The organism is Cytobacillus firmus DS1, from assembly GCF_000565285.1.
GTDB classification, from domain to species: Bacteria; Bacillota; Bacilli; order Bacillales; family Cytobacillaceae; genus Cytobacillus; species Cytobacillus firmus_A.
Map to the genome: position 1 here is coordinate 1 of NZ_APVL01000022.1, position 22,923 is coordinate 22,923.

Annotated in this window: 23 protein-coding genes; 11 read left to right on the forward strand and 12 right to left on the reverse strand. The window is 39.3% G+C overall.

What is annotated here, in order from left to right:
• Positions 1–34 precede the first annotated feature (34 nt).
• From PBF_RS20660 to PBF_RS20675, 4 genes are all read right to left on the reverse strand, one after another.
• Positions 35–580, reverse strand: a complete 546-nt coding sequence (locus PBF_RS20660; protein ID WP_035332557.1) for a hypothetical protein — start codon at positions 578–580, stop codon at positions 35–37.
• A 27-nt stretch (positions 581–607) separates the two neighbouring features.
• Positions 608–2,218: a CgeB family protein gene (locus tag PBF_RS20665; RefSeq protein ID WP_051488963.1), complete on the reverse strand. Its 1,611-nt coding sequence runs from the start codon at positions 2,216–2,218 to the stop codon at positions 608–610.
• A 25-nt stretch (positions 2,219–2,243) separates the two neighbouring features.
• Positions 2,244–3,503 (reverse strand): nucleotide sugar dehydrogenase, encoded by a 1,260-nt coding sequence (locus PBF_RS20670; protein WP_035332487.1) that lies wholly within the window; start codon positions 3,501–3,503, stop codon positions 2,244–2,246.
• 146 nt (positions 3,504–3,649) lie between these two features.
• A complete protein-coding gene (locus PBF_RS20675) occupies positions 3,650–4,525 on the reverse strand; it encodes a glycosyltransferase (protein WP_035332560.1) in 876 nt (291 codons plus the stop codon).
• Between the two features lie 157 nt (positions 4,526–4,682).
• Between PBF_RS20675 and PBF_RS25025 the strand changes: the two genes are divergently transcribed.
• Positions 4,683–5,822, forward strand: coding sequence for a hypothetical protein (locus tag PBF_RS25025; protein ID WP_051488964.1), 1,140 nt, complete (start codon positions 4,683–4,685; stop codon positions 5,820–5,822).
• Positions 5,823–5,973: 151 nt separating this feature from the next.
• Positions 5,974–6,462, forward strand: a complete 489-nt coding sequence (locus tag PBF_RS20685; RefSeq protein WP_235192304.1) for a M15 family metallopeptidase — start codon at positions 5,974–5,976, stop codon at positions 6,460–6,462.
• 37 nt (positions 6,463–6,499) lie between these two features.
• Here PBF_RS20685 and PBF_RS20690 read toward each other — a convergent pair whose 3' ends face one another.
• On the reverse strand, positions 6,500–7,549 hold the full coding sequence (locus PBF_RS20690) for a M42 family metallopeptidase (RefSeq protein ID WP_035332491.1): 1,050 nt from the start codon (positions 7,547–7,549) through the stop codon (positions 6,500–6,502).
• Between the two features lie 107 nt (positions 7,550–7,656).
• Complete coding sequence (locus PBF_RS20695; protein WP_035332493.1) at positions 7,657–8,742, reverse strand: AI-2E family transporter; 1,086 nt, start codon at positions 8,740–8,742, stop codon at positions 7,657–7,659.
• Positions 8,743–8,878: 136 nt separating this feature from the next.
• On the opposite strand from PBF_RS20695, the gene PBF_RS20700 reads away from it, so the two are divergent.
• Positions 8,879–9,913, forward strand: coding sequence for a mechanosensitive ion channel family protein (locus PBF_RS20700; protein WP_035332495.1), 1,035 nt, complete (start codon positions 8,879–8,881; stop codon positions 9,911–9,913).
• Positions 9,914–9,983: 70 nt separating this feature from the next.
• On the opposite strand, the gene PBF_RS20705 is transcribed toward PBF_RS20700, so the two are convergent.
• Together PBF_RS20705 and PBF_RS20710 are read right to left on the reverse strand one after the other, a co-directional pair.
• Positions 9,984–10,169 (reverse strand): hypothetical protein, encoded by a 186-nt coding sequence (locus PBF_RS20705; protein ID WP_009334788.1) that lies wholly within the window; start codon positions 10,167–10,169, stop codon positions 9,984–9,986.
• A gap of 104 nt (positions 10,170–10,273) precedes the next feature.
• Positions 10,274–10,708: a hypothetical protein gene (locus tag PBF_RS20710; RefSeq protein WP_035332497.1), complete on the reverse strand. Its 435-nt coding sequence runs from the start codon at positions 10,706–10,708 to the stop codon at positions 10,274–10,276.
• A 159-nt stretch (positions 10,709–10,867) separates the two neighbouring features.
• On the opposite strand from PBF_RS20710, the gene PBF_RS20715 reads away from it, so the two are divergent.
• Positions 10,868–13,159 carry an ATP-dependent DNA helicase gene (locus PBF_RS20715; RefSeq protein ID WP_035332499.1) on the forward strand — a complete coding sequence of 764 codons (2,292 nt, stop codon included), beginning with the start codon at positions 10,868–10,870 and terminating at the stop codon, positions 13,157–13,159.
• 31 nt (positions 13,160–13,190) lie between these two features.
• Here PBF_RS20715 and PBF_RS20720 read toward each other — a convergent pair whose 3' ends face one another.
• Positions 13,191–13,820 (reverse strand): YczE/YyaS/YitT family protein, encoded by a 630-nt coding sequence (locus tag PBF_RS20720; RefSeq protein ID WP_035332500.1) that lies wholly within the window; start codon positions 13,818–13,820, stop codon positions 13,191–13,193.
• 329 nt (positions 13,821–14,149) lie between these two features.
• Between PBF_RS20720 and PBF_RS20725 the strand changes: the two genes are divergently transcribed.
• The 3 genes from PBF_RS20725 to PBF_RS20735 all read left to right on the forward strand — a co-directional run bounded on the left by PBF_RS20725 (position 14,150) and on the right by PBF_RS20735 (position 17,364).
• Positions 14,150–16,117: an LTA synthase family protein gene (locus PBF_RS20725; protein ID WP_035332501.1), complete on the forward strand. Its 1,968-nt coding sequence runs from the start codon at positions 14,150–14,152 to the stop codon at positions 16,115–16,117.
• 125 nt (positions 16,118–16,242) lie between these two features.
• Positions 16,243–16,572 (forward strand): four-helix bundle copper-binding protein, encoded by a 330-nt coding sequence (locus PBF_RS25585; RefSeq protein ID WP_081757338.1) that lies wholly within the window; start codon positions 16,243–16,245, stop codon positions 16,570–16,572.
• 192 nt (positions 16,573–16,764) lie between these two features.
• A complete protein-coding gene (locus tag PBF_RS20735; protein WP_035332503.1) occupies positions 16,765–17,364 on the forward strand; it encodes a YdhK family protein in 600 nt (199 codons plus the stop codon).
• 40 nt (positions 17,365–17,404) lie between these two features.
• Here PBF_RS20735 and PBF_RS20740 read toward each other — a convergent pair whose 3' ends face one another.
• From PBF_RS20740 to PBF_RS20750, 3 genes are read right to left on the reverse strand one after another with little or no spacing between them, the layout of a single operon-like run.
• Entirely contained in the window at positions 17,405–17,965 is a 561-nt protein-coding gene (locus PBF_RS20740) for a TVP38/TMEM64 family protein (RefSeq protein WP_035332504.1), read from the reverse strand.
• Between the two features lie 3 nt (positions 17,966–17,968).
• Complete coding sequence (locus tag PBF_RS20745; RefSeq protein WP_035332563.1) at positions 17,969–18,646, reverse strand: response regulator transcription factor; 678 nt, start codon at positions 18,644–18,646, stop codon at positions 17,969–17,971.
• On the reverse strand, positions 18,646–20,019 hold the full coding sequence (locus PBF_RS20750; RefSeq protein ID WP_035332505.1) for a HAMP domain-containing sensor histidine kinase: 1,374 nt from the start codon (positions 20,017–20,019) through the stop codon (positions 18,646–18,648). Before PBF_RS20750 ends, PBF_RS20745 begins: the two co-directional genes overlap by 1 nt.
• Before the next feature lie 160 nt (positions 20,020–20,179).
• Between PBF_RS20750 and PBF_RS20755 the strand changes: the two genes are divergently transcribed.
• The 4 genes from PBF_RS20755 (at position 20,180) to sdaAA (ending at position 22,910) form a co-directional block, all read left to right on the forward strand.
• Complete coding sequence (locus PBF_RS20755; RefSeq protein ID WP_035332506.1) at positions 20,180–20,413, forward strand: hypothetical protein; 234 nt, start codon at positions 20,180–20,182, stop codon at positions 20,411–20,413.
• A 172-nt stretch (positions 20,414–20,585) separates the two neighbouring features.
• Positions 20,586–21,260, forward strand: a complete 675-nt coding sequence (locus PBF_RS20760; protein WP_206698167.1) for a helix-turn-helix transcriptional regulator — start codon at positions 20,586–20,588, stop codon at positions 21,258–21,260.
• 77 nt (positions 21,261–21,337) lie between these two features.
• Positions 21,338–22,000: an L-serine ammonia-lyase, iron-sulfur-dependent subunit beta gene (sdaAB, locus tag PBF_RS20765; protein ID WP_035332508.1), complete on the forward strand. Its 663-nt coding sequence runs from the start codon at positions 21,338–21,340 to the stop codon at positions 21,998–22,000.
• 31 nt (positions 22,001–22,031) lie between these two features.
• Positions 22,032–22,910 (forward strand): L-serine ammonia-lyase, iron-sulfur-dependent, subunit alpha, encoded by an 879-nt coding sequence (sdaAA, locus tag PBF_RS20770; RefSeq protein ID WP_035332509.1) that lies wholly within the window; start codon positions 22,032–22,034, stop codon positions 22,908–22,910.
• The last annotated feature ends 13 nt before the right edge of the window (positions 22,911–22,923 follow it).

Sequence of the window (22,923 nt, forward strand, 5' to 3'; positions counted from 1 at the left end):
ACATGAGCGACATGGTCAACTTTTGGGTTGACATTTACATATATAAATGATATTTTGAATTTTTCATCCAAAGTTTATTAAAAATTTCTATCGCTAAGTCCAATCTCTTTAATTTAGGCGAAACCCCAACGATTCCCAGATTATAAATACTTCCTTTTCTCTTTGGTTTTGAGAAATGAGTTGAATCCACTAAATTGTATATTATAGAGGTTTTTGAAATGGGAATATTAAATATCTTGATCAAGGACTGTCTAAGGTGAGGTGAGATAAAAATGATATGATTGACATTATTGTATTTAATTTTTTGGGGTAAACTTGAAAGTCTTTCTTGTCCAAGCATTCTAATTATTAGTTTCTGATCCCTTGTTTTATTGTTAGAATACCAGACAGCATTTCCCAGCCCCCATTCACAAAAAATGATTTCTGCCCAATTCAGTAATTCTTTGCTTTTATTAATATCATGATCCGTATGGCTTAACCATTTATCAATTCTTAGTTTATATTTCTTATTATCTTTGAGAAAATCAATGATATGTTTAGCAAACTTTAGGTCGTGTCCTGCTATTAAGATATGAATCATAAGAATCCTCCTTTGTAGATAAATGTTTTATATGGAAACAATTCTTTTGTGTCTGTTCATTTTATTGGGGACAGGCAGCCTATCATTTTTTATAAAATTGTAAGGGTCGATTGAAAATTTTGCTGTCTTTCTAAACTTCCTGTGAAAAATATCTTTGTTAAACAGATCCATTAGTCTGGTTTGATATTGTTCAATAACAGAATGATGAATGATGGCAGCAACATTCAAGACTTTTGAAGTATAAGAATACTTAAAGCGCGAATTCATTAAATCGATTTGTCCTGTTTTATCGTAAAATTGAAAATAACTTCCTTTTCCCACTATAGTAGCATTCGAATATATTGCTCCAATTAACAAATCGGTTAAGAAATAAGGACCATAATAGTTACCTGGATCCAAATATGTTATATAATCATATCTGTCTACTAAATCTGATATTTTACCCTTTCTGTTTGTGATTCTAATAATGTTGCATGCAAAAGTTTTATTGGCTATTTTTATCATGGAATTTGTAAATGAATCTCCAACAAAAACGGTTAAGGTCTTATTAGAATAGTCTTGGCTATTAAAATATTTATAAACAGTGTCGATTTGTTCCAAATTATTCGCATAAGAGATTACTTGAACTTTATGATTATAGGGTGTAATAACCGAAATCCCGCAATTTTTTGCTATTTTGTAAAGCCTATGGCCATATGTGTGCTGATCATAAATTTTTCTTATTCCCTGAAGCTCTTTTTGCTCTCTCCACCAGGTATTATTTATTGCCTTGTTTAGAATTGTATTAATATTTCTCCTCTCTTCAGCTACAGAGACGATATTCATAAACCACCTTTCGATAGCCGGAGAAGCGTTACTGACCACTTTAATGCCTGAGCCTAAAAGCTCGAATATTCTCCTTGAACACATAGAAGGGGAGTTTTTAACAGAATTAACATTGATGCATACTTTATATTCCTTACTGACGTCTACTAATTTTTTATATGGAAGGTTTCCAGCAATAAATCTTTTATATTTTGGTGGAAATCGGTAATTTGTGGATTTAACAAAATAATTTCGATCATAAATATCTAATCCATATTTTGTTGAAACATCTAAAAGCACATTCATGTCCTTTGTTCTTTCTGGATGCTGGGTCCCATAATAACTGCCGGAAAAACAAATATTTCGGTTTTTATAGTTTTTAACCCTTATTGGGTTATGAATTTTAGGCTGCGCAGCAAATGGCAGGACATCTATAGGAGTGTTATGAACTTTCTCTTGGTATTTAATCTTGGAATTTTCATCTGTTGTATAGATATAATCAAAGTATTTTGCATGATTAATAAATCTGTTAAAGTGTACTGGGTCCTCTTTATTCCAAAACACAGTTGGTATATGATTTTGTTTACACCAATGAAGCAGTTTTCTTAAAGGCTTTTCTTTATCCTCATGATAATAGCCAACTCGCCCTGTCCATTGCTGATCATTGCCTTGCCAGGCTGATTCAACAAAAAGAAGATCAGGACGTTCTTTGGTGAAAATATCCATCCAATCATTCGGTCCAATTTTTATTAAATTGCATTCTGGCCGAAAGCATTCATACGAAAACTCGTCAAGAATACAGGCAACTCTTAAATTTTTTAATGCGATAGCCATTTCTCTGCCTCCATTTCATGTTTTATTAGCGTAATGGTGTGCCGATTTGAAGGCACTTATATCCTGCAGCAATCATTGAATTTTTATTGACAATATTCCTGGTATCTATTAATATCCGATTCCTAAACAAATCGGATAGAATCTTAAATTCCTGTGTTTTATATTGATTATGATCAGTTAAAATAACTGCACAATCAGAAGTGTAAACTGCCTCTTCAATGGTTTCGCATTTCCCCTCTAACTCTTTTTGTACGTATGGATCATGCCATTTTATGTCATAGCCTTTTTTGCGAAGTTTATCATATATGACCAGGGCAGGACTCTCGCGGAGATCGTCGATATTCCCTTTATAAGCCAACCCCAATAAAGTAATAATAGGAGATGAAATGCCTTGTATAGCTGATTCTATTAAATTCACAATTCGGTCTGGAGTACTTTCATTAATTTCTCTTGCTGCTGTAATTAATTTTGTTTCATCGGGAGCTTGTTCGATAATGAACCATGGATCAACAGCGATGCAGTGTCCACCAACACCCGGTCCAGGTGCATGAATATTTACTCTTGGATGATAATTTGCAAGAGTAATGGCCTCCAGCATGTTGATTCCGTATTTCTCTCCAATCATAGCCAGCTCATTTGCAAGAGCTATATTTACATCGCGATAGGTGTTTTCAATCAGCTTTACCATTTCTGCTGTTTTTGCATCTGTCATATAAATATTCCCTCTAACAAAATGCTTGTATAAAAAAACGGTGCGAAGACAGGATTCTTCATTTATTCCACCGACGATCCGGTCATTGTTTATAAGTTCTTCAAATAATTTCCCCGGCAAAACCCTTTCAGGGGAGTGGGAAACGAAAATTTCGTCTCCTATTTTAAAGGTTGATTTCTCCAGAATAGGGATTAAGAAATCTTCTACAGTCCCAGGCGGCACGGTAGACTCTAAAATAACTAAGGAACCTTTTTTAAGATAAGGCAAAATTAAGCTGCAGGCAGAGTAAACATAATTTAAATCTGCTTTTTTGTCAGATGTTAAGGGTGTCGGAACTGCCAAAATATATGCATCTGCTTTAATAGGAGATGTTGATACAGTCAGCTTTCCTTCTTCCATTACCTTTACTAATTTATCCTGCAGGCCAGGTTCTTCAATATGAGCTTTATGCTCATTTAGTAATTTGGTTACCTCTGGATTTATATCCACTCCATGAACTTGCAGTCCGTGTTCTGCAAACATGACAGCGGTAGGCAAGCCGATATAGCCTAACCCCATTACACATAATTTCATGATGTCATCACCTATTTTTTATATTTATTCTTATTTAATATATGGCTATCAGACAAGGTTTGTATGGTTTGCTACCCACCAGCATAAAAGATAGACTAGTGACATGAATAAATAAAACCAAAAAAAATATCCTGTTTCCAGGATTCTTAAAATTGGATTCTGAATTTTCTGAAATACCAATCATCATCGTATTTTCTTCTATTAATATATTTATGCCGCTGTCTAAGAACACCGTCTTGTTTGACCTGTTTTTCAATTATAGCCGGCCTTACCCCAGTAATTAATTTCTTGCATTTCTCTATTCTTTCATAATTAAAGTGGGAATAAGCCATTCTAAGAAGATTATAGGAAACTTCTTCATTTGAAACTTGATAAGGGTGTGATTTCCTGAAAAGATGGAGAATTCGGACCTCAGGCAAAACACTGCACCTGTAACCAAACAGCCAAAGTCTGATGGAGAGTTCCACATCCTCATGCCCCCAAGTTCTAAAACCTTTTTCAAAGCCTCCAATGTTAAAGAATACCTTCTTGAAAATGATAAAGCAGCCGCCTGGAATAATTGCTGTGTCGAATAATCCCGGCCTTTTTTTATTCCATTTTATTCGTAAGTTCCTGCTTAGGGACATGCCATACCCAATAAACTTAGGATCTCCAATTGCTGCAATTGCCGGAGCAACAGCATCTGTATGCCTCTTTTCAAGAGGTACGATAAGACCGTCAAGCCAATAATCTTCAAACTCCAAGTGCGCATCACAAAAGGCCAGGTATTTTCCTTTAGTATGTTCAGCGCCAAGGTTTCTTGCTCTTGCAGCACCAATTCCGTTTGTACGAATAAGCTTTACTTTATGTTTATAGGTATCTATGAATTTGCAGCACCCATCTGAGGAGGCATCATCTGCCACAATAACTTCAAATGAAATATGGGTTTTTACTGAAAACAGGGAATCCAAGGTGCTTTTCACATTCGCTCCTTCATTTTTGACAGGGAAAATGATAGACACTTGTGGTGTCGCCGACACAATCTTCACTCCTTACAAAGTTCATTTACAGTTGTTCTTGTATCATATGATTGTGCGTATAGCATGGTAACGGCGCAGGTTAAGGGTTGTTTTGTCATATCCATCCTATTTGAATTCATACAATGAGAAAGGAATGAAATTACGGAAAAAGGTGATATCAATGAAAGTGAATGTATCGTATTTGGGTAAAGAAAAAGGGTCAGCTGATTTTTCTTCTTTGCCGTCATTGATTTTATATTGTTCCAGACATGGACTTGACACGACATGGTCAAGGGAAGAAAAGACACTATACATTGACAGCCCCCAAAAAAATCAAACTCTTCTTCTGACAATGGAAGGAGGGGAAGATTCAGATGTGCTGCAGGAAACATCCTCTATGATGAAGGAACTGCTGAAGAATTCAGGAATTGTACTAAAAACTGAAAATGACCAGAAGGAGTACGAAGGAACTGGTTTCCATGTTCATTTGGAATTTACTAATAGTGAACATATTGTCATTACATGCAAAAATTCAGAAATCATTGCGGTCATTCAAAAGCATTGCAGGAAAAAAGTTTCAAGCCGGCCATATGTCTTTTTTAAAACCGATGGAGCTCCACATAAAGGGGGCCCTTCAATATCCTGTGAAATCCCAGTCAATTTTAGTGGTTTAGAAGAATTCCTAATTCAGCTGCAGGCTGCTATTCTGGAACATTTTATCGGCAGCAGTGAGCTGCTTAACTGGGTGGGGCTCGAGACCGTAGTTGAGCTTTTCAGCAGCGGGGCGCCAGAGAAGAAAAAACAACGGCAGCAAAAAAGAACTCCAGACAATCGCCCGGCTGAGATAAAACCACAGGAAGAGGCTAAGGGTGAAGGTTACTTTAATTATACGATTCGCCCTCATTCCAACAACGAAAAATATACATTGATTACAGACCTAGTCATTAAAAATACGGGTACTGCTGTGCTTCATAATCCGATTGTTTGCCTTAGGGTTGATCCTCCGGCTCAGGTAGAAATCGGAGGGCAGATCCTCCCGCCGGAGATGGTTGAGGTATTGGCGGTTCAGGGAACAGAAGGCACGAAGGGCTGGCAGTATGCAAATGATGATTGGCTTCAGGAAGGCTATGAAAAAGGAGTGTTTTGGATCAGGCCTATTGACACCTTATCCATTAATCCTGAAGAAAATGATGGCATTTATCAATTTCATTTAAATTTTGATAAATTGGAAAAGGGAACATGTACAGTTGAAGCATTTGTTTATTTCAGGGAGCAAGATGTAGCATTTAAGGCTATGAATGACATAAGCTTCGCTTTTTAAGCTGAGGGAATCCATTATTCTGGATTCTCTTTTTTGTTTTGTAGTATTCTAGAATACTAAGCAGGAAATAAAGTTTGAGGATTGATCATACATGCTGATAAAAAAAATTAATGGGCTGCTCCTGACGTTCTTAATAGCAAGTATCTTCGCGATGCTCATTTACCAATATTTAAAACCGGCGGATTTTAAAGAAGTTCCGCCCCCGACAGCACTTCACCCTCTCGTTGCTGAAAAGAAAGATGAACTTATTGCTCTTGCTGCCGGCAAAGGCATTAATGTAGTCATTACCCAGGATTTCAGAAGCATAGAAGAACAGAATGCTTTATATGAAAAAGGCCGCACTGCTGAGGGAAATATTGTTACCCATGCAAAAGGGGGGGAATCCTACCATAATTTTGGCCTGGCGATTGATTTCGCACTGATGTCCGTAGATGGCCAGGTGATTTGGGATATGAAATATGATGGCAACGGCAACAGCCGGGCGGATTGGGATGAGGTCGTTGAAATTGCAAAGGACCTTGGTTTTGAATGGGGCGGGGATTGGACACAATTCAAGGACTATCCTCATCTTCAAATGGATTTCGGTCTTTCTATCTGGGAGCTGCAGAGAGGGAAGAGGCCGCCTGAAGCTGAAAGATAATAAAAGAAACTGCACTCGAGTGCAGTTTCTTTATTTGCTAAATGATCATCTCCGATTGTACATAGTGATACAGCAGTTTAGCCGTATTTTCAATCGAATCCTCATGTGTACGCTCAAAAGCATGTGATGAATCAATTCCTGGGCCGATCAAGCCGTGTACGATATCATGGCCGGAACGGATGGCTGCTGATGCATCAGAACCGTAAAATGGGTAAATATCCAGCTTGTACTCGATTCCATTTTCTTCGGCAAGCTGCACGAGACGCTTTCTTAATTCGTAGTGATAAGGACCGCTTGCATCCTTCACACAGATGGAAACGGTATACTCATCAGTCGATTGGCCATCACCCATCGCACCCATATCAACAGCCAGGTATTCCACAGTCTCCGGTGTGATATTGGAATTGCCGCCATAGCCGATTTCTTCATTATTTGAGATAAGGAAATGGGTTGTGTACGGCAGCTCAATGTTCTCTGTTTTCAGCTGTTTAATCAGCTGAAGAAGGATCGCAACACTTGCCTTGTCGTCCAGATGGCGTGATTTAATGAATCCTGCCGGTGTCGTCTGTACCCGCGGGTCAAAGGAGACAAAGTCCCCAACTTCAATGCCCAGTGCACGGACATCCTCTGCATTATGGACTTTTTCATCAATGCGGACTTCCATGTTTTCCTGGTTTCTTTCAGCTTTTCCGGCATCTTTATAGACATGGACTGAAGTCTGATGCATCAGGATGGTGCCGGTGAATTTATTGCCTGAAGAAGTTTCGATTTCGCAATATTCGCCTTCAATCGAGTTATATTTGAATCCGCCGATCAGGTCAATCTTCAGGCGTCCGCTCGGCTTTATTTCCTTAACAATCGCGCCAAGGGTATCAACGTGCGCAGTCAGCATTCTGTGATTATTTTCGTCTTTTCCAGGAAGGGTTGCAATAAGTCCTCCTTTCCGGTTGCGCTTCGTTTCCACATTAAGCTCGTTTAAAAAATTTTCTACATATGTAATCACTTCATTTGTATTTCCGGAAGGACTTGGAATTGAAACAATCTCTTTTAATAAGCTGATCGTTTCTTTTGTACTCGGGTACGCCATTCAAAAACTCCTCTCAAATTATTCTCACGCAATTCTTATTATACTGTTATTTGTTGGGATAAGCATGTGCTATGAATAAAAAACTGCCATAACGGCAGTCAATTTGATTAAATCTCTTCGGATAGCAGGCTTTTCCTTGTTCTTAATCGGTAAAACCTTCTGAAGTCTTTTACGAGAACCTTTATGACAGAATAAAAAGGTATAGCAATCAGGATTCCGATAAATCCATAAATCGATCCTGCTGCCATTAAGATAATAATGACTGTAAGCGGATGGAGGTTAAGTCTTTTGCCCATCACATGAGGTGAGACGAGATTGCTTTCAAGAAGCTGAACTGAAATCAGTACCATGATAATTTTCAATACCATTCCCGGTCCCTGCAATAACCCGATGAATACTGCAGGAATGATTCCGAGTACAGGACCAAGAAAAGGGACAACAGTCAGGAACATCGCAAACACAGCTAATATCAATGCGTATTCCAATCCGATAATCATATATCCGGCATACATTAGCACGCCATCGACGACTGCCACAATAAACTGACCGGTTACATAGGAAAATAAGGTCTTGTCTATATCCCCCAAAATCCGCTGGCCTTCTTCCTCGTGTTTGTCAGGAAGGTATTTTAGGAGAAAAGGCCTGAGCTTGTGGTCATCCTTAAGGAAGTAGAAAAGGATAAAAGGTACAACAACGATGACAGTGACAATACTAGTAATGGTAGAAAAAACTTTCATTACGTTTTCTCCTGCCCCTGATAAAAGTGTTTCCAGGAAGTTCAGTACTTTATTTTTTACGCTGTCATAGGAGAACATGCCCATGTTATTTTCCTCAACCACTTTCTCTGTTTCATCCGACAAGTCTTCCATCTTAGTAGGCAGATTTTCGCTGATTTCTGCTATCTGGCTGCCAATTGTTGTGCCGAGCAGATTATAACCTAAATATCCTAAACCCAGGACCGCAGCAAAAATAAGCAGAATGCTCGCTGTTTTTGGCACAGCCCTTGAAACCAGCCTGACGAGGGGTCTTAGTATATAGTAAAAAATGCCGGCAATTAAAACAGGGAAGAAAATAGTTGCAATCAGGGCACGGATCGGCCATAAGAAATAATCAATTTTCCCAAGGAGAAAAATGATGATTAACATTAATATGGTGCCTGCTGCATATTTAAAAAATGGTTTATTGATCCACATGCATATACCCCAACCCTTATATATATATTTACTACTCACTGTTCCTTTTTTTAAACAGTATTAAACACCGGTTTAAGAATCTATGTAAGAGGAATAGTTTAAGAATGAACTATAAAACAGGTGAGGGAATCTGCCGATGCAATTTTTTAAGAATGTTACCATGCAGGAAATACTGCTGTTTTTATTGTTTGCAGGAATGATATTGACTGCCAAATGGACAGTTAACTTACTAGTGAAAAAGAGGAGGGGCAAGTCGGTCCAGAATGACCGGATCATGCAGGGTGTTTCATCACTCGTGAACTGGGCTGCTTTTTATGGAATCATCATTCTATTCCTGTTCTATTTTTCAAGGGAGAAATGGCTTTTTTATACCTTGTTCACAGCAGGGGAAGTAGATATGACGCTATATTTAATAATTGTAGCGTTTTTGACAGTCTCGCTCGCAAATCGGATGGTAAAAGTATTCACCAAATATGTATTAACATCTGTATATGAATTCTATGGAGTTGATCGGGGACTCGGCTATTCATTCAACAGAATGATCTATTATACCGTCATGATTGCAGCGCTCGCCATCAGCCTGACAACGGTTGGGCTTGATTTAACAGCGGCTGCTGCCATACTGGGTGTTCTCGGTATTGGGATAGGGTTCGGAATGCGCAATATTGCCGGTAATTTTATTTCAGGCATTATCATCCTCTTTGAACGGCCAATTGAAATTGGGGAAGTGATTGAGATAAACAACAAAATCGGTAAAATAGAAAGCATCCGTCTCAGATCCACTATCGTCCGCACAGCTAAAGAGGGAACCCTGATTGTGCCAAACCAATACTTTATCGAACAGATCATTAAAAACAGGACAGGCTCAGAAATGCTTGCACAGGTTCTAATCAGCGTTGCGTATGGCACTGATACAGATAAAGTTGAAAAGCTTCTTAGAGAAGCAGTGAACGTGGAAATGCCTAAAACAGAAGGGGTTTTAAATGCACCTGCACCAGATATACGTTTTGTGGATTTCCGCAATAAGGCCATGGACTTTTTAATTGAAGTGCCTGTTGCAAACTTTGAAACCAAACAGAAATTTGAAAGCCGGCTCAGACATGTAATTGCAGAGAATTTTTATAAAAACGGGATCGAACTTGCTTCAGCCCAGCTGCTGCCTGATGAATGAAGGGTTCATGCAAAAGGGAGTAATACGAAAACACCAGCCGCTCAGGGGCTGGTGTTTCCATAAGTGTAACCTATTTCCCTAACAAAGCTTTCACGCCAAGATAAAGAATGGCAAGACCAAAGATGATCATAGCCAGACTGCCGACAATGGTGAAAAAGCTGGCAATGCCTGAAGTAATAACTGCAGAAACAGGTACCATTGTCAAGCCATAGCCTGCAAGCATACATGCAAGATATAATAATGCCAATTGATACATTATAGATCCCTCCCTTCCATACTAAAGTATGAACAGGAAGGATTCTTGCTTGGTCTAATATCCCGAATCTTCCGAATAACACAAAAACAGTTCTTTAGAATTATTTATTGATTCTTATTTGCTTCCTGTACAGCTATGATTTTCAGGGCAGTTAATTCTTCCTCCGATAATCTTTCTGTTAAAAGACTGTATAATTCATTCTGCTCTTCAGCAGTCAGTCCGCCTTTTACTTTTGAGACACTCTGCTGGATTTCATCAATCGTAAAGCTTTCTGAAATCTTTTTCACAGCCTCTTCTTTTGTCTTGATCGGCAATGATGTCTTTTGAAGATTTACAGCTTTTAAATCATCCTCACTGCTTCCAAGCAGGACTTCTACATTTGGATCACTGGCAAGCATCTCCAGATCATCCTCAGTGATGCTGCCGGCAACTTCTGTCATTACTTTATTTGATATGAAATTCATTGAAGCAAAATAGATGAGAAAACCCAATAGAATGAAAGACCCTCCAGTGATTGTCCAAAAAATAATTTTTTTCAACTTTTTGTACTGCTCAAGAAACGAACAGTTCCGTTCACACTCCTCCCATTTTTTCTTCTTATTAAATTGTAAATGGTCATTTCCTGCTTTTGCAATTCTTTCTTACCTACAGAACATATGTGCTATAATTGGGGCATAGTAAATTAAGGGGCCGTTTCAATGAATAATAAGGTAAAAATATCAGTAAGATCTCTGGTTAAATATGTATATAAGAGCGGCAGCATTGAAACAGGCTTCCGTTCTGCAGTGCCGCTTTCAGAAGGAACAAGAATTCATCAGAGTATTCAAAAACTGTATGGAGAAGAAGATCAAAAAGAAGTGTATCTGCATGCAGAATTAAACTTCAATCACCTCGAATTTCAGCTAGAAGGAAGATGTGACGGAATTATCATCAAAAATGGCGAACGGATTATTGATGAGATTAAGTCTGTATCTCTCCCTCTTTCGGACATTGATAAATTTACATATCCTGTCCATTGGGCTCAGGCTAAATGCTATGCTTTTATGTACGCAAAAGACCATAATATTCCAGATGTGACAGTTCAAATAACATATGTACATGCTAAAACAGATGAAGTGAAAAGATTTCAGCAAAGCTATTCTTTTTTTGAACTGGAAGAATTCATAGTGCATCTTCTCGAATCCTATTCTCCCTACGCAGAATTAAGGCTTCGGCATCAAAAGGATTTAATTAAAGGTCTTCAGGAACTGACTTTTCCTTTTTCAGCTTATCGAAAGGGCCAGAGGAAATTTGCAGGAGCAGTATACAAAAGCATTGCCGAAGGGAAAAACTTATTTGCCAGCGCACCTACAGGCATCGGCAAGACCATTTCAACCCTTTTTCCAGCATTAAAAGCCATTGGGGAAGGACATATTCAGAGGATTATCTATGCCACGGCTAAAACCATTACCCGTCAGGCTGCAGAAGGGGCCATTAGCCTGATGAGGGATAATGGATTGAATCTTAAATCGGTCACCATCACCGCCAAGGACAAAATTTGCTTTAAGGAAGATACCAATTGCCACAAAGACAGCTGTGAGTTTGCCAATGGATATTACGACCGGATCAACCATGCTATACTTGACCTCCTGAAGAATGAGAACATGATAACCAGAACGACAATTGAAAAATATGCAATGAAGCATAAAGTCTGCCCTTTTGAATTTTCATTGGATGCTGCATATGCCGCTGACGCCATTATCGGTGATTATAACTATATTTTCGATCCGAGGGTCTCGCTTAAGCGACTGCTTGAAGAGGAGAAAAAGAAAACGGCGCTTCTGATCGATGAAGCGCATAACCTTGTGGACCGCGGTAGGGAAATGTATTCAAGCTCGCTTGAGAAATCAGCCTTTTTTCAATTGAGCAGAAGCTTTAAGGGGAAGGATGAAAGGATTCAAAAAAGTGCAAAACAGATTAATAGAATTTTTATTAAATTAAAAAAGAAATGTGGTGAAAATCAGGAAATCGCAGAAAATGATTCTCCTGAAGAACTTTTTGAAGTTCTTGAGGAATTTGTTCAATATGCCGAAGACTATCTGGGGCAAAACAGAGACAATGCGGATGAAGAAATGCTGGAGGTATTCTTTGCTGCCCAGAACTTTATCAGAATAGGAAAACTGTATGATGAAAGGTTTGTAACGTATATTCAAAAGCAGAGGAATGACCTGATCATCAAGTTATTCTGCCTGGATCCATCGTATCTTCTACAAAAGGCCAGAAAAGGATTTAAAGCGGCTATCTTTTTTTCAGCTACCTTAATACCTTTAAATTATTATTTGGACATGCTTGGCTTTCAAGAGGGAGATTTTATTTTATCCGTTCCTTCCCCCTTCTCAAAAGATCAGGCTAAAGTTTACATACAGCCGCTTTCCACAAGATATCACGACCGGGAAGGTTCTATCGGACCTATCGTCAGTACAATTAAGAGCATGTTAAAGGAACAGAAGGGGAATTACTTGATCTTTTTTCCATCTTATCAATATATGGAGAATATCTATCGGCGGTTACTCGATGAGGAACTGCCGGTACATACAATCATTCAAAAGACTGGAATGGATGAAGGGGAAAGGGAGGAGTTTCTGGGTGCATTTCAGCCAAATCCTTCCGAAACTTTGTTGGGGTTCGCCGTCATGGGCGGCATTTTTTCAGAGGGAATTGATTTGCATGGAGATAGGCTGAACGGTGTATTCGTGGTGGGTGTAGGGCTTCCTAAGCTGGGATTTGAACGCAACATTATGAAAGCATATTTTCATCAGCAAGGAAAAAACGGCTATGATTATGCCTATACTTATCCTGGAATGAACAAGGTTCTGCAGGCAGGGGGCAGATTGATCCGTTCTGAAGACGATACAGGAATGATTGTTTTAATGGATGACAGGTATGTGCAGGCAAAATATCAGGCCATGCTGCCTGAGGAATGGAAGGATTTTAAAGTATTAAGAGGTTAAAAACATCCTGCTCAAAGAGCAGGATGTAAGCTTATTGTTTAGTAATGACAGGACCTTTTGGTGCCTGGATTTTTCCGAGCGCTCTTTCGAAAACCGGATAAAAGATTTGTACGACAAGTCCAAGTGTTAATGTTACCACGATTGTGCCTACTCCGATTGCACCTCTGAATAAAAACGCAAGCAGCAAAGCAAAGCTTTCGCTGATGATCCTTGAATTCCGTAAGTTTAATCCGAATCTTGTGTGTATGGCTACCATTAATGTATCCATCGGGCTTGCGGGAAATTTGGCCTGAAGATAGATGGCAACGCCCATTCCCATCGAAAGGATTCCAAGGAACAATGTGATTGATTGCCCTGCCAATGTCTGCGGCGATAGGTCACTAAAAATGATGAGAAGCCAAAAGTCAATCAATGCACCAATAATCAAAATGGAAATGGCTGCAAGGACTTCAGGCTTTTTTTTCATTAGAAAGGCATTTATAAAAATGAGTACGATTCCATTTATAAAAACAAAGGTGCCAACTGTTAAGTTAAACAATTGCGATTCACCAACAGCCAGGGCATCCCATGCAGATGCTCCGAGGTTTGACCTGATAATCAGCGCTACACCCATTGTCAGGATCAGCATCCCAATAATAAAAAATAATAGACGTTCTTTCATGAAGACTCTCCAATCCAACGATGTTTAATTTTAGCTTGGCCCTTTTTAAAATCAATACTCCTTCAGCAATGAAATTATGAAGGGAAAATTCATTTTACCATATAAAATATATTGGGTAACAGCACATATTATTAAAAATTGTTGGTTTTTGCAGGAAAAAGGCGAAAGATATAAAGGTTATATCCATTTTCATCGATTTAAAAATGTGCTATATTATTTTACATTCGTTCACCATTTATTAATGTGTATTTACAAAAATTTTACATAATAAAAACTTAGCCGCTGCTAAGTTTTTCGCATGTGTACAATTTAAGAGGTGAAACCAACAAATGAGAAAGTTATTTAAATCGCCAACCCAATTGGCGAAAAGCAGCCTTGCTGTATTCTTTCTGACTGTTATCCTTTTTTGGCTAAAAACGTATGTAGCCTATCGCATTGAGTTTAACTTAGGGATCAATAATGACATTCAGAGATTTTTGCTGTTTTTGAATCCGTTAAGTTCTACACTGGTATTTCTGGGATTCGCTTTGTTTTTCAAAGGGAAATGGCAATCCGGCATGCTTATTGGCTTGAATTTATTCTTATCCTTTCTGCTTTATGCGAATGTCGTTTATTATCGATTCTTCAACGACTTTATAACAGTCCCCGTATTAATGCAGGCAAAAGTAAATGGGGGACAGCTGGGAGATAGTGCTCTGTCGTTAATGTCTCCTTGGGATATTTTTTATTTTACAGATACTCTGCTGCTTCTTTTTTTGGCATTCAGGAAATGGTACAATCCTGGAAAGAAATTTAGCCGAAAACCTGCCTTGGCAGTTATGACTGCAGGGATCATAATATTCTTTATTAATCTTGAAATCGCCGAGAATGACCGCCCTGAACTACTTACACGTTCCTTCGACCGCAATTATTTGGTGAAATATCTTGGAGCATACAATTTCACGATTTATGATATTGTGCAAAATGCGAAGTCTGCGAGCCAGCGGGCTCTTGCGGACACGAACGATGTGACTGAAGTGGAGAACTATGTTAAAGCAAAATATGCACCCCCGAACCCTGAATACTTTGGAAAAGCCAAGGGCATGAATGTTATTTATGTATCCATGGAATCACTGCAGACTTTTATTATAGACTACAAGCTGAATGGAAAAGAAGTTACCCCATTCCTGAACTCACTTGCACATAGCGGCAAGACATTTTACTTTGATAATATAGTCAATCAAACCGGACAGGGAAAGACATCCGATGCCGAGTTCATCATGGATACATCGCTATATCCCATGTCACAGGGAGCCGTTTATGTAACAAAAGCTCAAAATACATTCCATGGCACACCAGCTATTTTAAAGTCACATGGTTATACTTCAGCAACTTTCCATGGAAACTACAAGACCTTCTGGAACCGTAACGAAATGTATAAAACCATGGGCTATGATAAGTTTTTTGATGCAGAATATTACGATATGAGCGATGAAAACACGAAAAACTATGGTTTGAAGGATAAGCCGTTTTTCAAAGAATCCATGCCGATGCTGACCAGTCTTCCACAGCCATTTTATACAAAATTCATTACTCTTTCTAACCACTTCCCTTTTAAGATGGATGAGTGGGATACTGATTTTCCTGCTGGAGAAACAGATAATGCTGTGGTTAATCACTACTTCCAGTCGGCGAATTATATGGACCAGGCACTCGAGCAGTTCTTTAACGATTTAAAGAATTCCGGACTGTATGATCATACAGTAGTTGTCCTTTATGGAGATCATTACGGAATTTCCGAAAACCACAATGAGGCAATGGCAGAGGTGATTGGAAAAGAAATTACTCCGTTCGAATATGCCAAGCTTCAAAGAGTGCCAGTATTCATACATGTACCTGGAGTAGATGGCGGCATTGTCCATAATGTCGGCGGACAGGTAGATGTGCGGCCGACTTTACTTCACCTGCTGGGCATTGATACGAAAAATCACCTTGAAATGGGATCAGATCTGTTATCGGCAAAACACCGTGAAGTTGTACCATTCCGAAATGGCAACTATATTTCACCAGAATATACCCAAATTGAAGAAACCTGCTATTATACGGAAACCGGCGAAATAGCTGAAGCTAATGCATGTAAGTCATTATCCGATCAGGCGAAAAAAGAGCTGGAAATGTCAGATAACATAGTTTACAAAGACCTGCTGCGCTTTTATAAGCCGGAAGGATTTGTTCCAGTCAACCGGAATGATTACTCATATGTAAAGAAAGAGCTGCCATTTAAAGAGGAAAGAAATGGGCCGGGTATACAAAAGTAAGATACAGGAGCGGAGAGATAACTCTCTGCTTTTTTTTCCTTAAATATATGCAGAAAGTATGGAGTTTACTTAGATAATGCAAGGGTAGAATATCTTTGAAAAGATATAAAGAAAGGGTGATAAGGATGTACAGTCAAACTTTTGAAGAATGCATCCAGGCTTGTTTCGAGTGCATGAAGGCCTGTAATGTATGCTATGACGCATGTTTGGGAGAAGAGGATGTTAAAATGATGGCGGATTGTATTCGTCTCGACAGGGAGTGTGCTGATATCTGTGCCTTTGCAGCTAAGGCAATGCAGTCTGACAGCCCATTTGCGAAGCAAATTTGCACTCTATGTGCAGACATATGTGAAGCGTGCGGAAACGAGTGCAAAAAACACGACCACGATCATTGCCGGCGCTGCGCTGAAGCATGCTTTAAGTGTGCTGAAGAATGCCGTAAAATGGCTGCATAAATTAGCAGACAAAACAGACATCCATCAGGGTGTCTGTTTTCAATCCAGTTTATTTGCAATATTTAGATATGAAGATTGTACATATTTTCCATCTGACAAAGCAGTATTAATTTAGAATTTTGCATCCCTGTTTCATAATTTCTGCACAATTTATTGCCATACTAACTACATGAAGAAAAGGAGGAATTGAATATGCTATCTAGAAAAAAATTCGCCATTTGGTTTGTTTCTCTTGCTGCAGCGTTAACTTTAACTGCATGCGGCGGAAATGACGGGGATACTGGAGAGGAAAGTGCCAGCAAGGAAGAGAGCACAGCGAATAATGAAAGCAGCGGCCATTCAGGAGACCATTCAGGCATGGATCATTCCGGCTCAGGAGAAGTTCCTGAAGGAATAAAGGAAGCTGAAAACCCTAAATATGAAGTCGGAAGCAAAGCCTTTATAACAGAAGGACATATGGAGGGAATGGAGGGAGCAGAAGCAACCATTTCAGGTGCATATAATACAACCGTATATACGGTCTCTTATACACCAACCACTGGCGGAAAAAAAGTTGAAAATCATAAATGGATAGTTCATGAGGAGATTGCTGATGCAGGGGAAGAACCATTTAAAGAAGGCGACGAGGTAATATTAAACGCAAACCACATGAAGGGGATGGAAGGAGCAACAGCCGAAATCGATTCTGTGCAGGAAACAACTGTCTATATGGTTGACTTTACTACAGCTGAAGGGCAGGAAGTAAAAAATCACATGTGGGTGACAGAAAACGAGCTTTCTCCTGCTGAATAATATAGAAAGTTAAAGAGCTCATCTGCCAAAGATAAGCTCTTTAACTTAATTTATAATTTTTATATAAATAGTAAATTAAAAAGAAGAACGCAGCTAAAAGAAAAATGGCTATTTGCAGCTCCCTTTCAAATTTTAGTATATGTGATACCGCAAAGGTTTCCATGAACAATGCAGGTACTTTACCGATTGTGCTGGCAATGCCAAAGGGCAGAAGCCTCATTTTGCTGTATGCAGCTGCCAGTGTGACTGCACCTGATGGGACAAAAGGCAAGACCCTCAGCAAAACAACCATGAAAAACGCAGCTGGTCCTTCCGCATTCTGGAGTTTTGAAAAAATTTCGTAATTCTTTAGCTGAGGAAAAGAGGAGGTAAGCTTGGTGATTCCTTTGCGATAAAGTATAAAACTTATAATTGCTCCGGCTGCTTCTCCTATGATCAAAAGAACTAGCCCCATTTTGAAATCAAAAACCGCAACTGTTCCAGCTGTAATAAAGGCACTTGGGAGAAATCCCGTTACCGCTGCAGCAATGTTCATGAATATGCTAAATAAAGCTGCCAATATCGGTTCATCTGAAAGCGATTCGATAATATCAGAAAACATCCATTAATCCTTTCCGGCCCATTTATAGCCTAAACCCCAGACAGTCGTCAAATACTCATCTGCAGGAAACCCGGCTTTCCTTAATTTTTCACGTAAATTTCTTACATGCGAATCAATGGTGCGGTCTTCGATTGACACCCCATAACCCCAAACAGAGCCTATTAAATGCTCACGTGAAAAAACTCTGTTCAAGTTTGAGAGGAAAAGGCTTAATATTGAAAACTCTTTTGGAGTTAAAAGGATTTCCTTATTTTTATAAGAAAGCTCAAAAGAATCTTCTTTAAGTTCCAGCCCTTTAAAGGTTTTGGTTTTTCCATCTTTTTTGCTTCTTCTCAGAACCGCTTCAATCCTAGCAGATAATTCCTCTTCATCGAACGGTTTTAAAATATAATCATCTGCTCCAATGTTCAATCCTTTTACAATGTCCGGCTTTTCGCTTTTGGCAGTAAGCATGATGATAGGAATATCCCAGTATTTTTTTATTTCCTTGCATACTTTCCATCCATCCATTTCAGGCATCATGACATCTAAAAGGACCAGATCTGCAGAATGGGTTTCCAAGTAAAGCAAGGCATCTGAACCTGAAGATACTTTTATGCAATTGTAGCCGCGGGGGGCTAAATATAAAGAAATTAGATCAAGCATTCTAGTTTCATCGTCAACCAAAAGTATTGTTTTCATCATTCCGTTTCTCCCTTAAAAACAATTTCAAATTCTGTTCCGGCACCTTCTCTGCTGCAGACAGATATAGTCCCTCCATGGGCATGGACAAGTTCCTTAACAATGGCGAGTCCAAGACCTGTACCTCCTAGAGCTCTTGCGCGTGATTTATCCACCCGGTAAAAACGATTAAAGATAAAAGGCAGTTCCTCTTCAGAGATTCCTCTTCCGGAATCCTTTATTTTAATGATGACACGTTTCTTGGTCCTGCTTACGTCTACTGTTGTTTTATCTCCAGTTGAGGAATACTTAAGCGCGTTATCCAGAAGATTAAATATGATTTGCTCCAGCCTTGATCCATCCGCATAAAGGGTGATAGGTTCACGGCAGCTGACAGATAGTTTCATCCCTTTTTCAGCGAAAGCCGGAGAAAATTTTGTTTCAATTTTTTTCGTCAATTCCTTCAGGTCTATTGGTTTTTTTATAATATCAAAGGTGTTTTTATCGATCTTAGCCAAATCGAAAAGATTTTTAACCATATCTGAAAGCCGGTTGGTTTCCTCCAGGATAATCGTTAAATACTGATTTCTTTCTTCGGGGCTCAGGTTCCGCTTCTGAACTATATCTGCATATCCTTTTATATAAGTAAGAGGAGTGCGAAGCTCGTGCGATATGCTGGACAAAAATTCACTGCGTTCTTCTCTGAGATAATTCAAGTCGTCCGCCAATAACTGGATGGACCGTGCTAAATCCCCAAGTTCATCGTCACCGGTTTTAGGAAGGGAAACTGAAAAATCACCGCAGCTGATTTGTGAGGTGGCTTCCTTCATTTTAATCAGCGGTTTCGCAAGAGCCTTTGATAAAAAGATGATGATAGTAATGGTAAAAATGACAGCAATGAACCCGGCGATTAAAAATTGTTCATTTAAGCGTGAGATTAACGACTGAATCCAGGCTGTATCCTGAAACATATATACATGTCCAATCAGGACTCCATCCTGTTCGATCGGGCTGACAGTTGAGATAAAATCTTCTTCCTTCCAATTGTCCCCGATGGTTTTGCCTTCCCTTTCAGAAGATGTAATCGGCTTTTCTATGTACCTTTGGATCAAACTGCTGTCAACAGAAGAACCAAGGATCTCTTTGTTCGAATTTGTAATTACTACATCTGTAGTTGCTTCAGATTCCATCAGAGCTACATGGGAAATGGTATTTTCATCAAAATGATTTTCGAGTATAGCACGGTGTGAATTACCGCGTGTCTGGAGAGCTATGAGTTCTTCTTCCACACGTGATTCAACAAGGGTACTATATAAAAAGAAGAACATAGTTGTTTCAAGCCCGAAAAGGATCAGAAGAAACAGCAGGCCCAGTTTCATGGAAAGCTTTTTCAAAGAACTCACTCATTTCAAATCAATTACTTCTATTATAGTCGAAATGTTTGAAGAAACTATGCAGAAGAGGTATATGTTTTAATAGGACTGTAGAAGGTAAAATAGAATAATGATTAATACTAACAAAAAACAAGTATACAGTCATACAGGAGGTTTTTAAATGAGCGAATGTAATTTGGATCATACTCCGGAAGATGTTCAAAAAAAATTTGAACAGCAGAGAGGTTTCCTTCCGGAAGATATGCAACCGCTGTTTCAGGCATTTTTCCAGCAGGAACATACACAGGATATCTTAAATGAGGTCTTCCATCTGCTGAAAAAATTTGATCTTGCTTCTGATGAAGAACGAACAGAGCGTGTCAGCAGGCTTTATCTTGTCCTGAAGAATGTATAACATTGAATTGCCGCATCTGATTGAGTCTGCGGCAATTTTTTATGGACTTACAATATTTTTGTAGCTATTAAAATTTTATTTTAAATATGTTTGTTTCTATGTTAAGATGCAATTATAGAGAAATATAGAGTAGTATAATATTGAAAGCGATTTCATAAAGGGAGTGATAAAGTTGAAGGAATGCCATAGACCTGTTTTTGATTTGGCGATCCGGACTGCAGATATGCTTGTGCGAATGTTTGGTTCCCGCTGTGAAGTGGCCGTGCACGATTTCAGCGACTTAAAAAAATCGCTTATCCATATAGCAGGAGATATAACAGACAGAAAAATCGGCTCACCCATTACCGATCTTGTATTGAATGAATTAGCCAAACATAAAAACGAGGTAAATGATATAGCCAATTATAAAACACAGTCCAAAAAAGGAAATGTCATGAAATCATCTACGATTTTTCTCCGTGATGATGAAAATAAAGTAATTGGCGCTTTATGCCTAAATTATGATATTAGTCTGCTCATGCAATTCGGAGGGGAAATCGAAGAGTTTATCAGCTTTGATGAACATTCCTCTAAATCGGAAACCTTTTTTAATTCCGTTCAGGATGTTATTCACGAGATGGTAGATCAGGTTCTTCAGGGCTTTAAGAAGGCACCTTCACTGATGACACTCGAAGAAAAAGTTGAATGTGTACGCCAGCTTGAAGATAAAGGGACCTTCCTCATAAAAGGGGCAACTGATTATGTTGCATCGGTTCTGGGGGTTTCGAAATTTACCATCTATAATTACCTTCAGAAAATCAGAACGATTAATGAGCTCCAGCCGGAAGCAGCCCTGGAGCATAAATAGATGAGACTTTAAAATAGCTGCTGATATTTTTACAGCTATATCCATTTAAAGACCTTAAAAGTAAAGGGGCATACAAAATGAAATACAGATCAGCATTTGATATTATCGGCCCGGTTATGATCGGACCTTCTAGCTCTCATACAGCAGGAGCTGCACGCATTGGACGTGTTGCCCGGACTCTTTTTGGAAAACAGCCATCCAAAGCAGAGATTTCCTTATATGGTTCTTTTGCAAAAACCTATAAAGGACATGGCACGGATGTGGCTATTGTTGGAGGTATCCTCGACTTTGATACCTTTGACGAGCGAATCCCTTCAGCCCTTCAATTAGCTGAAGAAGCGGGGATTGAAGTCATTTTTACAGTTGAAGATACCGTTACAGACCATCCTAATACGGTAAGAGTGAAGCTTACTGAAGGTGATCGTGACATTGAACTTGTAGGAATTTCCATTGGCGGCGGAACAATTGAAATAACTGAACTGAATTCTTTTGAACTTAAATTATCCGGTGAACATCCTGCCATTTTAGTTGTTCATAACGATCAGTTTGGAGTTATCTCCGCTGTAACGAACATTTTATCCAAGCACCAGATCAACATTGGCCATATGGAAGTATCACGCAAGGAAAAAGGGAAAATGGCCATCATGGTCATTGAAGTGGATCAGAAGATCGGCCAGGATGTGATGACGGAGCTTGAAGGGCTTCCGAATATAACGCAAATTATCAGAATGGTTGACTAATAGTTAGCAGGTCATCAGGAGGGAAAGTCTAATGTTATTTAGAAATGTTGCTGAGCTTGTAGAGCTCGCTGAAAATAAAGGTGTAAAAATAGCTGAAATCATGATTCAGCAGGAGATAGAAGTAACGGGATTAACACGTGATGAAATTATTGCCAAAATGGACCGAAACCTGACTGTCATGGAACAGGCAGTGGAGAGGGGACTTAAAGGGGTAACATCTGTTACAGGACTTACAGGCGGTGATGCAGTTCTTCTGCAAAAATACATTCAGAGCGGAAAGGCTTTATCTGGGAATATTTTATTGGATGCTGTCAGCAAAGCAGTCGCAACCAATGAAGTGAATGCAGCAATGGGTATAATCTGTGCCACACCGACAGCAGGTTCGGCTGGCGTTGTGCCGGGTACATTGTTCGCTGTTAAAGAAGTCCTCAAACCAACACGCATGGAAATGATTGAATTCCTGTTTACCTCCGCGGCATTTGGCTTTGTCGTCGCAAACAATGCCTCTATCTCTGGTGCAGCTGGAGGATGTCAGGCTGAGGTCGGGTCTGCAAGCGGCATGGCGGCAGCTTCCATCGTAGAAATGGCAGGCGGAACACCAAAGCAGGCCGCCGAAGCGATGGCAATCACACTTAAGAATATGCTGGGCCTTGTATGTGATCCAGTTGCGGGACTAGTAGAAGTTCCATGTGTAAAGCGGAATGCCATGGGTGCATCCAATGCCATGACAGCTGCTGATATGGCACTTGCCGGAATTACGAGCAGAATTCCATGTGATGAAGTCATTAACGCAATGTTCCTTATCGGGCAAACCATGCCTTCAGCACTAAGGGAAACAGCTGAGGGAGGGCTCGCTGCAACCCCAACCGGCAGAAGACTGCAGGAAGAGATTTTTGGAAAAAAACAGTAAATTTAAATTGACT

Bases quoted from the DNA above. Each gene is read 5' to 3' on its own strand.
- PBF_RS20660 (WP_035332557.1), bottom strand. From the start codon at position 580: ATGATTCATATCTTAATAGCAGGACACGACCTAAAGTTTGCTAAACAT.
- PBF_RS20665 (WP_051488963.1), bottom strand. From the start codon at position 2,218: ATGGCTATCGCATTAAAAAATTTAAGAGTTGCCTGTATTCTTGACGAG.
- PBF_RS20670 (WP_035332487.1), bottom strand. From the start codon at position 3,503: ATGAAATTATGTGTAATGGGGTTAGGCTATATCGGCTTGCCTACCGCT.
- PBF_RS25025 (WP_051488964.1), top strand. From the start codon at position 4,683: ATGAAAGTGAATGTATCGTATTTGGGTAAAGAAAAAGGGTCAGCTGAT.
- PBF_RS20685 (WP_235192304.1), top strand. From the start codon at position 5,974: ATGCTCATTTACCAATATTTAAAACCGGCGGATTTTAAAGAAGTTCCG.
- PBF_RS20690 (WP_035332491.1), bottom strand. From the start codon at position 7,549: ATGGCGTACCCGAGTACAAAAGAAACGATCAGCTTATTAAAAGAGATT.
- PBF_RS20695 (WP_035332493.1), bottom strand. From the start codon at position 8,742: ATGTGGATCAATAAACCATTTTTTAAATATGCAGCAGGCACCATATTA.
- PBF_RS20700 (WP_035332495.1), top strand. From the start codon at position 8,879: ATGCAATTTTTTAAGAATGTTACCATGCAGGAAATACTGCTGTTTTTA.
- PBF_RS20705 (WP_009334788.1), bottom strand. From the start codon at position 10,169: ATGTATCAATTGGCATTATTATATCTTGCATGTATGCTTGCAGGCTAT.
- PBF_RS20715 (WP_035332499.1), top strand. From the start codon at position 10,868: ATGAATAATAAGGTAAAAATATCAGTAAGATCTCTGGTTAAATATGTA.
- PBF_RS20720 (WP_035332500.1), bottom strand. From the start codon at position 13,820: ATGAAAGAACGTCTATTATTTTTTATTATTGGGATGCTGATCCTGACA.
- PBF_RS20725 (WP_035332501.1), top strand. From the start codon at position 14,150: ATGAGAAAGTTATTTAAATCGCCAACCCAATTGGCGAAAAGCAGCCTT.
- PBF_RS25585 (WP_081757338.1), top strand. From the start codon at position 16,243: ATGTACAGTCAAACTTTTGAAGAATGCATCCAGGCTTGTTTCGAGTGC.
- PBF_RS20735 (WP_035332503.1), top strand. From the start codon at position 16,765: ATGCTATCTAGAAAAAAATTCGCCATTTGGTTTGTTTCTCTTGCTGCA.
- PBF_RS20740 (WP_035332504.1), bottom strand. From the start codon at position 17,965: ATGTTTTCTGATATTATCGAATCGCTTTCAGATGAACCGATATTGGCA.
- PBF_RS20745 (WP_035332563.1), bottom strand. From the start codon at position 18,646: ATGAAAACAATACTTTTGGTTGACGATGAAACTAGAATGCTTGATCTA.
- PBF_RS20755 (WP_035332506.1), top strand. From the start codon at position 20,180: ATGAGCGAATGTAATTTGGATCATACTCCGGAAGATGTTCAAAAAAAA.
- sdaAB (WP_035332508.1), top strand. From the start codon at position 21,338: ATGAAATACAGATCAGCATTTGATATTATCGGCCCGGTTATGATCGGA.
- sdaAA (WP_035332509.1), top strand. From the start codon at position 22,032: ATGTTATTTAGAAATGTTGCTGAGCTTGTAGAGCTCGCTGAAAATAAA.